The organism is Verrucomicrobiota bacterium (genome assembly GCA_016871535.1).
GTDB lineage: Bacteria > Verrucomicrobiota > Verrucomicrobiia > Limisphaerales > SIBE01 > VHCZ01.
Genome location: VHCZ01000001.1, coordinates 93,723 through 108,403, shown reverse-complemented (window position 1 = coordinate 108,403; position 14,681 = coordinate 93,723). Strand labels below are relative to the sequence as shown.

Annotated in this window: 13 protein-coding genes and 1 pseudogene; 4 read left to right on the top strand and 10 right to left on the bottom strand. The window is 60.2% G+C overall.

What is annotated here, in order from left to right; translation table 11 throughout:
* Positions 1-387 precede the first annotated feature (387 nt).
* Together FJ398_00400 and FJ398_00395 are read right to left on the bottom strand one after the other, a co-directional pair.
* On the bottom strand, positions 388-852 hold the full coding sequence (locus tag FJ398_00400; GenBank protein ID MBM3836417.1) for a metallophosphoesterase family protein: 465 nt from the start codon (positions 850-852) through the stop codon (positions 388-390).
* Between the two features lie 72 nt (positions 853-924).
* Positions 925-1,563, bottom strand: a complete 639-nt coding sequence (locus FJ398_00395; protein ID MBM3836416.1) for a hypothetical protein — start codon at positions 1,561-1,563, stop codon at positions 925-927.
* A 29-nt stretch (positions 1,564-1,592) separates the two neighbouring features.
* On the opposite strand from FJ398_00395, the gene FJ398_00390 reads away from it, so the two are divergent.
* Complete coding sequence (locus tag FJ398_00390) at positions 1,593-2,453, top strand: RluA family pseudouridine synthase (protein MBM3836415.1); 861 nt, start codon at positions 1,593-1,595, stop codon at positions 2,451-2,453.
* 82 nt (positions 2,454-2,535) lie between these two features.
* On the opposite strand, the pseudogene FJ398_00385 reads toward FJ398_00390, so the two are convergent.
* Positions 2,536-2,625, bottom strand: a pseudogene (locus tag FJ398_00385) (transposase).
* Positions 2,626-3,221: 596 nt separating this feature from the next.
* On the opposite strand from FJ398_00385, the gene FJ398_00380 reads away from it, so the two are divergent.
* Positions 3,222-3,611 carry a hypothetical protein gene (locus tag FJ398_00380; GenBank protein ID MBM3836414.1) on the top strand — a complete coding sequence of 130 codons (390 nt, stop codon included), beginning with the start codon at positions 3,222-3,224 and terminating at the stop codon, positions 3,609-3,611.
* Here the strand turns inward: FJ398_00380 and FJ398_00375 are convergent.
* A complete protein-coding gene (locus FJ398_00375) occupies positions 3,568-4,815 on the bottom strand; it encodes a tetratricopeptide repeat protein (protein ID MBM3836413.1) in 1,248 nt (415 codons plus the stop codon). The genes FJ398_00380 and FJ398_00375 overlap by 44 nt on opposite strands.
* Before the next feature lie 95 nt (positions 4,816-4,910).
* Positions 4,911-5,186, bottom strand: a complete 276-nt coding sequence (locus FJ398_00370) for a hypothetical protein (protein ID MBM3836412.1) — start codon at positions 5,184-5,186, stop codon at positions 4,911-4,913.
* Positions 5,187-5,375: 189 nt separating this feature from the next.
* On the opposite strand from FJ398_00370, the gene FJ398_00365 reads away from it, so the two are divergent.
* Both FJ398_00365 and FJ398_00360 read left to right on the top strand, forming a co-directional pair.
* Positions 5,376-6,026 (top strand): response regulator transcription factor, encoded by a 651-nt coding sequence (locus tag FJ398_00365; protein ID MBM3836411.1) that lies wholly within the window; start codon positions 5,376-5,378, stop codon positions 6,024-6,026.
* Positions 6,027-6,411: 385 nt separating this feature from the next.
* Positions 6,412-7,950, top strand: a complete 1,539-nt coding sequence (locus FJ398_00360) for a HAMP domain-containing protein (protein ID MBM3836410.1) — start codon at positions 6,412-6,414, stop codon at positions 7,948-7,950.
* A 396-nt stretch (positions 7,951-8,346) separates the two neighbouring features.
* Here the strand turns inward: FJ398_00360 and FJ398_00355 are convergent, their stop codons facing one another.
* The 5 genes from FJ398_00355 to FJ398_00335 all read right to left on the bottom strand — a co-directional run bounded on the left by FJ398_00355 (position 8,347) and on the right by FJ398_00335 (position 14,641).
* The gene (locus tag FJ398_00355) at positions 8,347-9,963 is read right to left on the bottom strand and encodes a hypothetical protein (GenBank protein ID MBM3836409.1); all 1,617 of its coding nucleotides are present in this window, start codon (positions 9,961-9,963) and stop codon (positions 8,347-8,349) included.
* A 141-nt stretch (positions 9,964-10,104) separates the two neighbouring features.
* Positions 10,105-10,755 carry a hypothetical protein gene (locus tag FJ398_00350; GenBank protein MBM3836408.1) on the bottom strand — a complete coding sequence of 217 codons (651 nt, stop codon included), beginning with the start codon at positions 10,753-10,755 and terminating at the stop codon, positions 10,105-10,107.
* Positions 10,703-12,076, bottom strand: a complete 1,374-nt coding sequence (locus FJ398_00345) for a hypothetical protein (protein ID MBM3836407.1) — start codon at positions 12,074-12,076, stop codon at positions 10,703-10,705. Before FJ398_00345 ends, FJ398_00350 begins: the two co-directional genes overlap by 53 nt.
* 1 nt (position 12,077) lies before the next feature.
* The gene (locus FJ398_00340; GenBank protein MBM3836406.1) at positions 12,078-14,465 is read right to left on the bottom strand and encodes a spore coat protein CotH; all 2,388 of its coding nucleotides are present in this window, start codon (positions 14,463-14,465) and stop codon (positions 12,078-12,080) included.
* The gene (locus FJ398_00335; protein ID MBM3836405.1) at positions 14,462-14,641 is read right to left on the bottom strand and encodes a hypothetical protein; all 180 of its coding nucleotides are present in this window, start codon (positions 14,639-14,641) and stop codon (positions 14,462-14,464) included. The genes FJ398_00340 and FJ398_00335 overlap by 4 nt, the downstream gene beginning before the upstream one ends.
* Positions 14,642-14,681 lie beyond the last annotated feature (40 nt).

Below are 14,681 nucleotides of genomic sequence, written 5' to 3'. Positions count from 1 at the left end.
TCGGTCACAGCCCCACTGGCGGGGGATGCTCGCTCGTCGCGCCTTGCCCCAGGCCAAATTGGGCGCAACGAACGTGAGCGTATTTACGAAACGGACCACTTAGGTTTATATATCTTTTTTTGCCTTCATTGTTCCAGCCGCATCTGCCCTTGGCGCCGTCCTCCTTTGAGTGCTCCAAGTGCTGAGAAGCATTTTGGTTCGATGGACCATATCATGAAATCGGGGAAAGCCCGATTTTGCGCTCTATCGCGCCCTGATAATCGATAAGCGGCTTTGCTATTCAATTCGTGTCATTTGCTGTGTCTCGCCTTCCGCGAACAGCCCCTCACAAAGCAGGGTTGAGGCCGGACGCGGGAGTTTGCCAGAATTGCGAACGCTTTCGCTGGCTTACAAATCGATGAATCTCGCGGCGAGGTGGCCGTCGTCGCAGCTCAAGATGGCGACGCTTCGGGGCAGATTGAACCGCGGTTTGCCGGCATAGCCCGGATTGAGATAGAGCGTTTGACCTTGCGTTGCGCAGCAGGGCCGATGCGTGTGCCCGAAGACGACGACATCCGGTTGCTCTTCATCCATGCGGCGCTGGAGGGCTTCGGACAGGTTGCGAGCCTCTACGATGTGGTGAACGAGGAACTTCTTCCCGGCGAGTTGAACGGCTTCAGTTTCCTTGAGGCGGATTCCGGAATCTGTGTTGCCCAGCACAGCCGTCACCGGCGCGATTCTCTCCAGCTCCGCGATCAACCAAGGGAGTCCGACGTCGCCGCCGTGCAGGATATGATCGACGCCTTGAAACAATTGGGGCAAGCGGGCGTCAAGGTGGTTGTGCGTGTCTGAAATGATCCCGATCCTGAACATGGTTTCGCCGGCAAGGCAAGGAGTGTCGAGCGACGAGGCAGGACCTGCACATTGGCGAGTTGGCGCAGGGGATTACGCTCGAGATTCTTCGGGCGCGGCCTCCTCGGAATCTGGCGCCGCCTCGTCCTCTTCGTTCTCCTGTTCGTCGTCCTCGGCTGCTTCGCTGAGCTTCATCGCGCCGGCGAAAAGCCCGGTGAAAAGCCCGCCGCTCATCAGTGTATTTCGAAAAAGCTCCCAGGTCTCGGGCCAGCCAGCAGTGCCAAGGGTCAATGCAAGCAGCCAGCCTGTCAGGTCCTTCGTGTATTCTGGATTGCCGAACGGATTGAAAAACCACGCGGCCGTATTGGTCACCAAATAGAAAAGGATCGCGCTCAAAACGCCGCCGCCCACTATTTTGAACCACGAGAAGCGCGGGCTGAAGAGTCGTCCAAACCAAATAATCGCGGCATACACCCCGTAATTCACGAACTGGTAAGATTGGAAAGAATCGATCCCCAGCGCGAAGTGATAATAGGCATTAATCGCGATATCGCTGATCACCAGGGTGGCCAGCGGCAGCCACCAGGCCATCGCCCCCGGAAAATAAATGCCCGCGCAAAATACAAGTCCGTACACCGCACTGAAGTTTGGAGGCATCAGGCCAGGCCAGCGCGTCAAGGCGAGGACGACCATGAGCACGATGGCCAGCGGCAAGTTCCATTTTTCTTTCACCTTGAGAATCCTATCCCTCGTGGATCGAAATGACAAGAGTGCCGAAAGAGCAAGAAGCGCAAGTGCTGGAAAGGCAGAAAAGCCTCCAAGTCTTCGATTGGACCTTGATTAATCGGCGCCGCGAAATCATTTTGCCGCACGCCGACTCTCCCATGGAATGGCGATTTGAAATCCTCCACGAGGATCCGGACCTGCTTGTCGTGAACAAGCCGGCTGGGCTGGTTTGCCATCCGACCAAGGCGGACGGTTACTCCAGCTTGATCAGTCTCGCGCGTGCGTATCTGGGACCCGGATCGCGTCCTCATATGGTGAACCGGCTCGATCGCGAAACCAGCGGCATCGTGATGGTCGCGAAGAATCCGCAGGCCGCCGGGATCCTGGGCAAAGTTTGGGAAAACAACGGCGTTTACAAAGAATATCTCGCGATCGTGCATGGCACGGTGGCGGAGGAGAGCGGATTCATTGACGCGCCATTGGGGAAGGATATGGCAAGCCAGGTCGCCATAAAGAACTGCGTGCGAGCAGATGGCGTTTCTGCTTTGACCGCGTTCACAGTTGTGGACCGATTCTCACGGGACGGACGCAGTTTCTCCCTCCTTCGCGTCTTCCCCAAGACCGGACGCAAACACCAAATCCGCGTTCATCTGGCGCACTCAGGCCATCCAATCGTTGGCGACAAATTATACGGAGGAAACGAATATCTTTACCTTGCGTTCGTAAAGGGCATCCTGACTCCGTTCGATTGGGACCACTTGATTCTGCCGTGCCACGCCTTACACGCGTCCACTTTGCGATTCCGGTGGAATCAATCGGAGATGTGTTTTAACGCCCTTCCGGAACGGTGGTTCATGGAATTCCTGGAGATCCAGTTTGGTCAGTCAGCTTCATGAAGTGAGCTTTCTCCCGCACACCTTTGCTGAAGGCGGGCATCATTCGCGATATAACCCAGGCTTCCGCACTGGTTTCGCAGTGCTCGTAATCGCGCACCAGACGTCGGTGACGCATCAACCATCCGAAGGTCCGTTCGACCACCCAGCGTTTGGGCAACACCTTGAACCCGCTCCCATCGATCACCAGCCGTCGATCCGTCGGCGGACGGCCAAGTTTGGAACGAGTCGGGAAATGCGGTTGCAGCAGGGCCCATTGGACGCCCATTGGGCGTCGGTGAGGCTGGTTCGTAAGAGGCGATTTTCATCGTCCAACAGATCTGCGCTAAAAAGAGGCAGGCCGATTCGATTCAATAAAATCAAGTCTTTTCGCATGCTCGAACACCTTTTCCTCGCACCTTATCGATCCCATCTCAGAAAATCATACAGTCCCTAATTTTCGGACGGGCTCTTAGAGCGTGTCCGAAAATTCCGCGGGGTCCTGTTTTCGCGCCAAAGGCCGGATGGCGAGGCGCGACGAAGGAGAATATCCTCCTTGGATCTTCGACTGAGGAGCAACGAAGCCAGGCGGCCTTTGGCGCGAAAACCCTCCGGGCGGCGGGTCTTTTGTCCGTGGCCTGCGTTGGCTCGGTCCTTACAGCCCGCGTTGGGGATGCTCGGACCTCGCCGCCTTGGCCACAGCCAAAATCCCTCGCCGCAGGACCCCGCGCAATTTTCGGACACGCTCTTAGTGCTTGAACGGGTGAATCGGATGTGGTTGCATAGCGCCCTATGAAAAGGAACCTGTTGATGCTGTTTTGTCTGAGCTGCCTGGCCGGCTTCACTCTGGGTTGTTACAGCACTGTGGATGGCCGGGTTAGGATGGGCATGCCGGCGGCTCTGGCCAAGGACACGATCGAAGGCCGCTACGAGCGCTCGGTCGATGAGATCTTTGCCGCGGCCAAGAAAGTCCTTTCGTTCAACGGAACACTTTACGGAGAAAACACCATCAGCCACACCCTCGAAGCCAAAATCGATAACAAGACCGTGCGTGTCGCTGTGGACGAAGTCGAACCCAAAACGACCCGGGTTCGCGTCCAGGCTCGGAGGAAGACGGGCACGGCCGACGTCGAACTCGCTAGCGAGATTGAGAAGCAGATTGCCCTGGGTCTGCCGCGCTAGACGGCTTCCCCTTCAATCCCAGATTCTGTTCATAAGTGCCAAGCTTCACGGCTTGGCCCTTTTGTTTGGATCTCACCTCCAGATTCAAGTGGGCGATCCGTTTCAAAGCGGATTCTGCCGCCGCGGTTTTGGGAAAGCGTTCTACGATCCGCTGCAGCGTCGCCTTGGCGACCGTGGCGTCGCCCGTGAGCTTGATTTGGAGATCCGCCAGGGAGTTCAGCCAGTGCGCGACTTGTTTGGCCGGTTGATACGGCACGGCGATCAACTGCTCCAATTGGTCGGCGGCCAAATCCAAACGCTGAAAACGGTCGGCGTAAATCGACGCCAGTTCTTCTCTGGCCTCGTAATCCTGCGGATGCTGCTCCAGGTGTTTCACAAGCGCCGCGGCCCGGAGCGACGGCTCGTCACTGGCGGGACCGCCTGGCGCGGAGGTTTCGCCGCGCAGGCCGAGGTTTTCTTCATGATGGGTCAGTTGAACCCGCCGCGGCTCGTGCCGTTCGATCATCATTTGCTCGGGCGTGAGATGAGCGATCCGTTGCAGGGCCAGTTGGGCTTGCTCGGTGTCCGGAAAGAGTTGCACGATGCGCTCCAGAGCGGCGCGGGCGGCGGCGCGGTCCTGCCTGAGCTTGAGCTGCCAGTCCGCCAGCCGGCTCAAGGCGTAGGCGATGTTTTTCGGGAGCCGGCCTTCCTGTCCAACAACGTCCTCAATGGTTTGCGCGGCGCCGGTCAGATCATGGAGATTCTCCGCCTGGATTTCGGCGAGCAACATCCAGCCGGGAAAGTCGTCGGGAAATTTTTCAATCTGCAATCGGACTTCCGCCAGCGCCTCCGCGTACCGCCCTTGTTTGCGCCGGGCTTCCGCGATGGAGTACATCGGCGCCGGTTCAACCTCCAGATCGCCTCCGTCGTAAAGCCCCGTGAATTGCTTCGCCACCCAGCCGCAAAAGCTGGGCCCCCAGAGGATCGCGAACCCCAGCCCGCAGACGGCGCCGACCAGCACGGCGAAAATCTTGGAGAATTCATCGTGCGTGCGAACGGCGACCCCCAACGCGATGGCCGCCAGCACCAGACTCACCACCCAGCGCCCGACGAGCGCCAGCGGTTCATCGCTCTTTTTCAGCCAGCGATAGAGAACCCACAGCACGGCCGCCGAAGCAACGGCCAGCGGAACCAGATTCCAGATCAACGCGGCGGCAGACTTCATAACGCTCAGATTTCAAATCATCCCATGATCCGATTCGGTTTGCCGGAACGATTCAGATCGGATGGGAGCGCAGCGCGATGTAACGATCAACAGGCTCAATTCCCTCCACCCCGGTTAATATTTCCCCGCCGTTGCAGCTCGCCCATGACTTCGGGATTGATCTTCTGCACGGATGAAGCGGGATCGGAAACCGTGCCATCGTCGTTGACCCAGACCCGGCGCGGCACGCGGCTGCCGGTTTCCGCCGGCAAGGTGATGTAGCGGCCTTTCCGCGCGTTCTGGCCGTTCGAGTCCGTGCGCGCGGCGCAACCTGAAAAAGTGAGCGCCGCGGGAATCGCGGCCAGGAGCAATGCTTTCGATAAGATTTTCATGGATTCTCGGTTCGTCGCTGCAAACAGGCCGCGCGGGTTTTGGGAGGTTATAGGAGTCGGAAGGCCAAGGCACAAGGGAAATGCCAAACCAGGAATACCCATCAACGACGCGATTCTTAATCGCGTCTTAATCCGATTCTGGCAGAATGAGGATGGCGCGACTGGGCGGTCGTCCGCACAACACGACTCATGAGAATTCTGGTCGTCGAAGATGAACTGCGCTTGCTGCGCAGCCTGGCCAAGGCCTTGCGCGAGGAAGGCTACGCCGTCGATACCGCCGAGGCGGGCGATGAAGGCCTCTACAAGGCCGAAAACTACGACTATGACGCCATCGTGCTCGACGTCATGCTCCCGCGCCTGGACGGCTGGATCATCCTGGAACGCCTCCGGAAACTCAAAGCCACTCCCGTGCTTATGCTGACCGCGCGCGACGCCCACAAAGACCGCGTGCGCGGCCTGGACACGGGCGCGGATGACTATCTGGTCAAGCCGTTCGATTTGTCGGAATTGCTGGCGCGGCTGCGCGCGCTCATCCGTCGCTCCGCCGGACGCGCCCGTCCGCTCCTGGAATTGGGCGACGTGCACATTGACACCCGCGCCCGAGCCGTCACCCGGGCCGGCGAACCCGTCACGCTGACCGCCCGCGAGTATGCGATTCTGGAATACCTCGCGTTGCACAAGGGTGAAGTCATCAGCCGCACCGAGCTTTACGAACATCTCTTCGACGAGAGCGACGACACCATGTCGAACCTCGTCGATGTGCACGTCTTCAGCCTCCGCAAGAAGCTCGGACGCGAGCTGATCATGACGCGGCGAGGACAGGGATACGTCATCGAATGAAGGCGGAAGGCCGAAAACCGAACTCCGAAGGAAATCCGAAGGCCGAAGGCCGAAGCGGGGAGAAAGTTTTTGCGGCATTCAGTCTGAAGCGTGGGCCAGTCAAATCCGTCGCAATGCGACCTTTAAGAACAACAGCCAAGTCGTTCGCGCGCTTCCCCTCACCCCGGCCCTCTCCCTTGGGGAGAGGGTGGTCGCATTGGCCAACTCACGCAGACCCGCCGCACCGATCCCCTTCCCGCTGCGGGGATGAATTCTCCCTCTCCCTGAGGGAGAGGGCCGGGGTGAGGGGGAAGTGCGCGTTCATTCACACGCAACCACGCGAACGATCCGAGGATTCGAGATCTCATCAATTCTCGGAACGCCATCGTGGAGGCTAGGCCTGAACGTGTTTACCCACTCCATCCGCTGGCGGCTCCAGTTGTGGCTGGCGTTTCTGCTGGTCTGCGTTTTGAGCGGATTCGGCATTACGGTGTACCAACTTCAACGGATGAACCAGTTCAGCCAGATTGATGAGGAACTGGAACTCCGCGTCGCGGCGCTGGATCGAGCAGTGCGCGGAGGCATGCCGCCCGGTTTCGGGCCGGGTCGCCCGCCTTTCGGACGCGGGTTAAGCAAAGGGAGCTTTGAAGAAGGCGGACGACGCCCGCCTCCGTTCCGCGGCAAGCCGGATGCGCCGTTTCTGGATGGTCCGCCGCCGCGTCCCAAACGCGACGTGCGGCTTTCGACCGAAGTGGCCGGCCTGTTCGATGAGAGCCGGACCAACTCGTTTTACTTCGCCGCCTGGCACCGTGACGGCGCGCTCATGCAACAATCCACGAATGCACCGCCCGATGTGCCCATCCCCGAACGCTTCGATCGGGACACGCAAACACACACCCGCACGCGCGAGTCGTTTCGTGAAGCCTACCATTTCACCGAGATGGGAGAATGTGTGCTGGCAGGCCGTTCCATCGTGGCAGACCTGCGTGCGACGCACCGTTTCGCGTGGTGGCTGCTCGCGGCGGGCGCCGCCGTGCTGGCGCTCGCCATCGGGGGCGGTTGGAGACTCACGACCCGTGCGATTAGGCCCGTCGAAGAAATCAGCGCCGCGGCGCGACGCATTTCCGAGGGGAATCTCTCCGAACGAATCCGCGTCAAAGATCCGGAGAACGAATTGGGCCGGCTGGCCGGAGTGTTGAATTCGACCTTCGCCCGGCTCGAAGTGGCCTTCGCGCAGCAAAAGCAGTTTACCGCGGATGCCTCGCACGAATTGCGCACGCCGCTTACGGTCCTGATCTCCGAAGCGCAGACGACACTCGCGCGCGAGCGCAGCGCCGCCGAATATCGCGAAACGGTCGAGACCTGCCTGGACACGGCGCAGCAAATGCGGCGGCTCACGGAATCCTTGCTCGAACTGGCTCGTCTGGACGCTGGCCTGGATAATCTCCAGCGCGCCCCTCTCGATCTGGCGGAAACAACGCGCGCATGCGTCGATCTCATTCGCCCGCTCGCATCACAGCGCGGGATTAAAGTCAGCCTGGACCTCAAGCCGGCCGAGCTATCCGGCAACGCCGACCGCCTGGCTCAGGTTGCCACGAACCTCCTCACCAATGCCATCCACTACAACAACCCGGCCGGAGAAATCCGTGTCGCGACGCGGATCGAGAACGGTCACGCTCTGCTGAGTGTGGCTGATTCGGGAATGGGCATCTCGCCCGAAGACCTTCCCCACATCTTTGAGCGCTTCTATCGCGCGGACAAATCGCGTTCGCGCGCGACCGGCAGAACCGGCCTGGGCCTGGCCATTTCCAGAGCGATTGTGGAGGCGCATGGCGGCACGATTGAAGTGTCGAGCGAACCCGGCATCGGTTCGGCCTTCACCGTGAAGTTGCCGGCGGGACGGGAGGAGGCGCAGAAAGGAGTGGTGGCCCAAATCCTCGCCTAAGGATTTTGAAAACGAGTCTTGAGCCGGTGGGCGTGGCATTTTCGATAGACGTGATTCAATACGAAATCTATTGAACCGCGACGTTGGCACGCCCCGAACTGGCCGCATCGCAAGGATGGTTTTGAAGATTTAGGCGAGGAACATGGGGTGGAGTAATGGAGTGCTGGAGTGGTGTGATCCCCTATACTCCCACCACTCCGGTACTCCGACGCAACTCACCCGTCTTCGCTGTTTTCAGTAGCTGGCACCGGGCGACCTGTGAACAACCGGCCGGTGTCCACTCCCTTTCCCCTCACCCTGGCCCTCTCCCCAGGGGAGAGGGCCGGGGTGAGGGGGAAGGTGACGACCAAACCACCGGCGCGTCGCCAATGAAAACAGTGAAGAAACGCGCTCCGCTCACTTCCTGGCCTGGACCGTCCACGTCCGCGAGCGCGTCAGCACGGCGTCCGGGCCGAGCACCGGATCGTTTTGGTAAGTTCCCGAATCTCGCTTCCCAACTGCCTCCACGTAATGCGGACCGTTCGACAAGTTTGCGAGCGCGATCGGTGTATCAACCGGCGTCTCGTCACTCCATGTCCCGCCGTCGAGGCGCCACTTGAAGTGCGTGTAGCCGGAGCCTTGCGGGAAGTTGCGTTCCGGAATGCCGTGGCCTTTGCGGTTCACACCGACGATTAGCTTGGCTGCAGATTGATCCGTTGCGCCGATGGGTTCGCCGGAAATGGAGACGCCGAGGGGAATGACACCACCCTGGTCGCGTCCATTCGGTCCCGTGCCTCGCGCCGAGGAATCCGCCTTCAGGCTGAACCAATCCCGCACGATCTGGACCGCAGCCCAAGAAGTGAAGTTCGTCGTCTCCGAGAGTTGTGGGAGATGGTTGAAACGCGGATCGGCGTCGGAGTTTCCTCCGCCCGGACCGGACCAGGCAAATGGCATCAGATTGTTCGTGAAAGTCAGTTGCGCCGCCTTCAAGTTGCGCGTCAGCTTTTCCGCGTCGTAAATGATATTTCCTTCGAGATACATCCCGGCGCCTTCGCGCGCGCCGGGATCTGCGAAGTTGACGACGCCGGCATCGGTATCGACCCCGCCGGCCTTTGTCTGGCGGACGATGGTGTTGTTGATCAACGTGTAGAAATTGCCTTCCTTCGCGGTCGCGGCTTGATCGACGTCGTAGAAAATATTGCCGATGACCGTGAAAAAGGAACTCAAGCCATTGCGTGTGCCACCGCTGACGGCGCTCGAGGAATTGGGCGATCCATTCCGATGCGCGTGGAGGAAAATGTTCCCTTCAATCCAGGCATCGGTGCCGTCGAAATCCAGAATGTCGTCCGTCGCGCCCACGAAGAGGTTGTTGATGAATTCGACGATGGGGCCAGGCCGGTTTCCGCCCGTGAAATCGATCACGTCGGTGTACCCGGCGCGCGGCGCGCCGAAGAAGTTGCGGAGGAAAAGCGCGCGCCCGCCGGCCTTGATGCCGCCGTCGGCGTGGATCATTTCAAATCGCGCGGTCACGGAGGGAAAAACGCAGTCCTGCACCACGAACGACGAGCGGTCCAGCATGAGGTAGGGCCGGTCCGTGCTGCCGAAGGTCAAGTGGCTCAGGAACACGGTGCCGTCCGTGGATTGAATGGCCGTGGAGCGGTTCCCTTCGATGTGCGCATAGGTCATGCGGGTTTCGGGAGAATTCGGGCCGCCCCGGATCGCGATGTGGCCCCAGTTTGCCGTGGAATTGGGCGGACGCGTAAACCGAATCGGCGCCGCGGCCGTGCCTTCGGCCAGCAAACGCCCGCCGCGGTCGATAACGAGGTTCACGTTCGCTCCCAGGAAAACGGAAGTGCCCGCCTCAATGGTGAGCGTGGCGCCGTTGCTGACAGTGAGGCTGCCCGTGAGCGAGTAAGGACCTTGGGCCGCCGTCCATGTTGTGTTCGTGCCGAGGGTTCCACTGAGGCCGGCGGCGGCTGAAGTAAGCGCCAGGGCCGCCAATGCGGCGGCTGAGAGAGCAGTATGGATTTTCATCAGTTGACTGGAGTTTGCCGGAATTAGCTTCTTTGCGGTTAAACCGCGTATTCCGAAAAGTAGGGTAGGCATCTTGCCTGCCTCACGTTTCCTTTGCTAACGCCAACGACAAAGACAGGCAGGCTGGAAGCCTGCCCTGCGTTACTCCGCCCCCTGGATCCATTGCCGGAGAGTTTGTTTGCGATCGGCGGAACCGGGGAAAAGCTCATCGGGGAACCGGCGATACCGGGTGATTTCGTCCAGGATCTCCACACTTTTGTTGGCGTTCAGCCACATACCGGCCAGATACTGCAGCCGCAGATTGCGGTCGGTGTTGATCTGCGCGTCTCGTGTCCAGGCTTCCAGGTCGCGCGCCTGGCCGGCGTAGGTGGCGAGCAGGCCCAGCTCGGAATGGAATCCCGCGTCGCGGAGCGATTGTTTGACGCGCGCGTGATCCGCGCGCTCCAGCCGTTCGTGCAGCTTGTCCAGATCGATTCGCGTCGGTTCGAGCTGCCCGAACAGAACGGCGTCGTAGCCCTCGCCCGCATGGTCGTTGCTCCAGATGATTCCGTTGGGAAACGCCTTGAAGAACGTGGCGATGACGCTTTTGGTCGTTTCCGAATTGCTTTCGTAAAGCGGGATCCACAAGGCCATCACGCCCCCTGGATTCAAGCGGGCTTTGCACATTTCATAGTAGTCCACGGTGTTGAGCGCAGCGCAGCCTTTGACCCAGGGGTCGATCGGATCGGACGTGATGACGTCAAATTTCTCCCGCGTCGTGCGGACGAAATGGCGGCCATCGTCGAAGACCACTTCGTTCCGCCCATTGCATGCCGAGCCAGGGAATGATCAGCATGCTGAAGCCCAGCGCGCCGAGGATCGCGCCGACCGTGTTCGCCGCATAGACGCCGCCGACCAACCGTCCCGGATCCTGTCCGCGTGACGCCACTGCCGCCAGCGCCAGCGGAAAGCTTGCTCCCCACAAGATGGCAGCCGGCAGAATGGCCCAGAGGCAACGAACCATATCCAGTTGAAATCCGAACCAAGGATTCTTCGAGAGCGACGGATAGATCGGCCAATTCGGGAGCGAATGGGAGATCATGTAAGCCGTCCAGGCCACCGCTCCAGCCAGGAGCATCTGGCAGCAACCGAGCGCGAACCTGGGGCTGACCGTCGATCGCGCCAGCACCGATCCCAGGCTGCTCCCGATTCCCAATCCTGCCAGGAACACCGCCAGAATGATCGAAAACGTATAAACCGTTCCACCCAGCAGCAGCGACAAAAGACGCGTCCACACAACTTCGGCGCCCAAAGCCGCCATTCCTGACAGCGCGATCGTCAAATACACCCACGAAGAACCAACGGACCCACCCCCAGCCCCTCCCGGGAGGGGAGCTTTGCTAAATTCCGCTGTTGCCAGCTCCCCTCCTGGAAGGGGTATGGGGTGGGTTCGTGGCTGGCCAAGGGCCGCATGCGCGGCACTATCTCCCGCGATTTCAGATTTCGGAGTTCGGAGTTCGCATCTGGACGAGTTCAGCGAAGCGATAACCAAAGCGACCATCGCCACGGCCCCGTTGATGGCAGCGGCAACATACGTCGCGGTCGCCATGTCATGCACGCGCAACAAATAGAAACCGGCGAGCAAACAACCGCAGACTGCGCCCGCAATGTTTCCGCCGTAAAAGAATCCCAGCCAGGACACCCCTTGCGGCGTCGCCTCGACCCATCGCGAAATCGCCGGCAAAGTCGCGCCCATCAGCAGAGTCGGCGGCAGCAAACAAACCGCAGCGACAGCGCATCTGATCCACAAGCCGTGTTTGGCGTTCGCGGCGTAAACCTGACTGATGGACGGCATCGCGAAGAGCACCGCGATCCCGATAACCCCGATGGCGAGTTCCAGGACCGCGTAAACCCGCAATGGATGATGCCGCGGGGAAACAAATCTCGGCAAAAGCCAACTGCCCAGGCACATCCCTCCCATGAACGTTCCCAGCAAGACGCCCAGCGAAATCGTGGTCAAACCGATCACCAGTTGCAGCAACTGGAGCCAGACGATTTCGTAAATCAACGCCGCGCAGCCGCTGCCCACAAATAACAGGAGCAGCGAAGGAAGGTATCGAGAGGTGAGGCGCATTTCAGTTCTTAGGCTCGTAACTCAGCAAGTACTCGCGGCGTTGGTCGGCAAAGCTTTTCAAGCTCAAGCTCCGGCGTGGACCGCGAAAGCCGGGCTCATCCATGTCTTCCGTGACGCCTTTTGCGAACGCCTCCGTCGGATAAAGCTTGTGCGTGTCCGTCGTCACGTCCTCGGCAATCACGGCTTGATATTGCTGGACCAGCGGGCTGAGTTTGTTCCAATCGAGCCAGGTCTCGGCGATGGCCCGAACAAAACCGAGGTAGCGTTCGCGCAGCGAGGGCACCGCGAGGAGTTTGTGCAGCAGCGGCTTGTCCGGATCGTCAATGCCCGCGAGCGGATCCAGCTTGACGCCTTCGACTCTCAATTCCCCCTGACCGCCACGGCCACCGCCAAAGCCCGGTCCGCCGCCGCCGAATCCGGGGCCGTTGGGGGGCGCGAAAGTTTCATTGGCGTCATTCGGAACAATGTGGAAACGGCCTTTGGCATCCTGGCAAACGTTCCAATCGCCCGTGCGGACCCAATAGCCGTCGCTGTTGATCAGGACATTGTCCAGGGCGAGGAACTTCAGGATGCCATCGATGTCGAGGAGCGGCGCGATCGCTTCCTCCAGTTTGTCAGGCGGGGTTTGGTCGAGCACGCGGCAAAGTTTGATCAGATCGGCCCACGCTTTGGGATCGTCCTTGCTCTTGATTTCATAGAGGCGTTTGTACTCGGCCACGTCTTCCCCCAGATAATTGAACCGGCCCTGTCCGCGCTGGTTGCCGAGCATTTTCCAGCGCGCGCCTTTGGACGAACCGAACCAATCTTTGAGGAACTCTTTGTTAAACTGCTGCGAGTTCACATAAGTGCCCCAACTTTCGCCGTTGATCACGACCCGCACGTAGTTGGCCCGAGGCGCGGGGATGAATTCGCGGGCGATGTGATTGTAAAGAACTGTCCGCAGAAACGTCGGATCGGAATGCGAATTGAGCAGGTTGAGCGTGGTGTAGCCGTGCAGGTCTTGTTTGCCATGCACGAAATCGAGCGAGAGATTCAAGGACCGCTTCTGGCCTTCGCCGACCGACATGTAGGAGGTCGTGCCCCGGAAATGGACGCCAACCTCGCGATACGTCCGGCCATCCACCCGCAACTTCGCCGGCACTTCGACATCCGTGTGATAGAAGTCGGCGAGTTCCTTCTCCCAATCCGCGTTTTCAAATTCGAGGAACAACGTTCGCAACGTGAAGGAGTCGTAAAGCGGAGTCTGGTCCGGGACGAATTTCACGTCCGCCGGCGTCAATCTTGGCCCCGGCGGTGGCGGACCTTGATTGCCGCCGCGACCGCGGCCTCCGAAACCGCCCGGCCCGCCGAAGTTCGGCCGAGGCAACGAAACGTTCAGGCCTTCGCGGATTCTCTCCTCATCGAGCAAGCCGCTTTTGTCGGCGTCCCATTCAGCGAACCATTTCTCAAACGCGCCCTTGAACTCGGCGCGAGTTAGCGCGTCGTCCTTGTTCGCATCCGCGGCGGTGAACAGGCCGGGCGCAACAAATGCGGCCGGTCCGAACCCACCCGGGCCGAATCCGCCGCGTCCGCCACCTCCGCGTCCAGGCTGGCCGCGCGGAGCGCCATCGCCGCGGCGACCCTCCGGCGCGTTGGCCGAAGCGTCGGGACGCGAGGTTTGAGCGGCGCCGGGAGTGCTGGCGGCTGGAGGTTGGGAGGGGGCCGCGGCTTCGGTTCGAGGTTGATCTGGCGCATCGCCCGGCCGGCCTCGTCGAAGTGGAGGATCTCCCTCGGTCGGCCCAGCTCTTCGTCCGCCGAATCCCTGAGGCGGTGGAAGGACTTCGCTGAATTTCTCGACAAATTTTTCCTGGTTCAATTTCCCGGCTGCCTCTGTATCCATCTTATCGAACCACGCCTCGGCCAACGCGCGGAATTCGTCCTTGCTCAGTTTCTGATCCCCATTCTTGTCCCCCTGGGAAACGACTTGCGGCGCCAGCATCATGCCGGGACCAAAACCGCCTCGACCGCCAGGGCCGCGCCCTTGAGCGCGCCGAGTTTGAAGAAACTCGCGAGCCGCTTTGCGTTCTTCGGCGTTGAGACGTTTGTCGCCGTCCTTGTCGAATTGGGGCACCAACTTGGTTTGTTGCGGCCCGCCGCCGAAGCCGCCAAATCCAGGCCCGCCCTGCCCGCCCCGGCCCAAACCGCCACGCCCGCCGCGTCCTTCCGGCTGGGAACCCTGGACGTTCGGGGCGGCCCCGGACTCCTGGCTGGCTGCCTGATCTGGATTGGTCGCTCGCGGCGACGGGCTTTCCTGCGCCGGCAGAGAGAAGGAAACAGAGGTAAATAAAGCGAAGCAAATGGTTCTGAAACTCTGAAGCAAGACGATGCTCGCCGGTTTTTGGGTCTTCATAAGTCGATTTGTGCCTTTCGTGAACCGATCAACGCCTGAAGCGAAAATGTCCGGCCGTAACCAACCAAACCGCGGATTGCGCGGATCACGCGGATGAAAACCAGATCACCTATCCCGACCTCACTCATCTCCGCGCCCATCCGCGACATCGGCGGTTCCAAAATCTTCGCGAACATGCCGCATGTTGCAGAATTTGGTATCGACTCCGCCATGCTT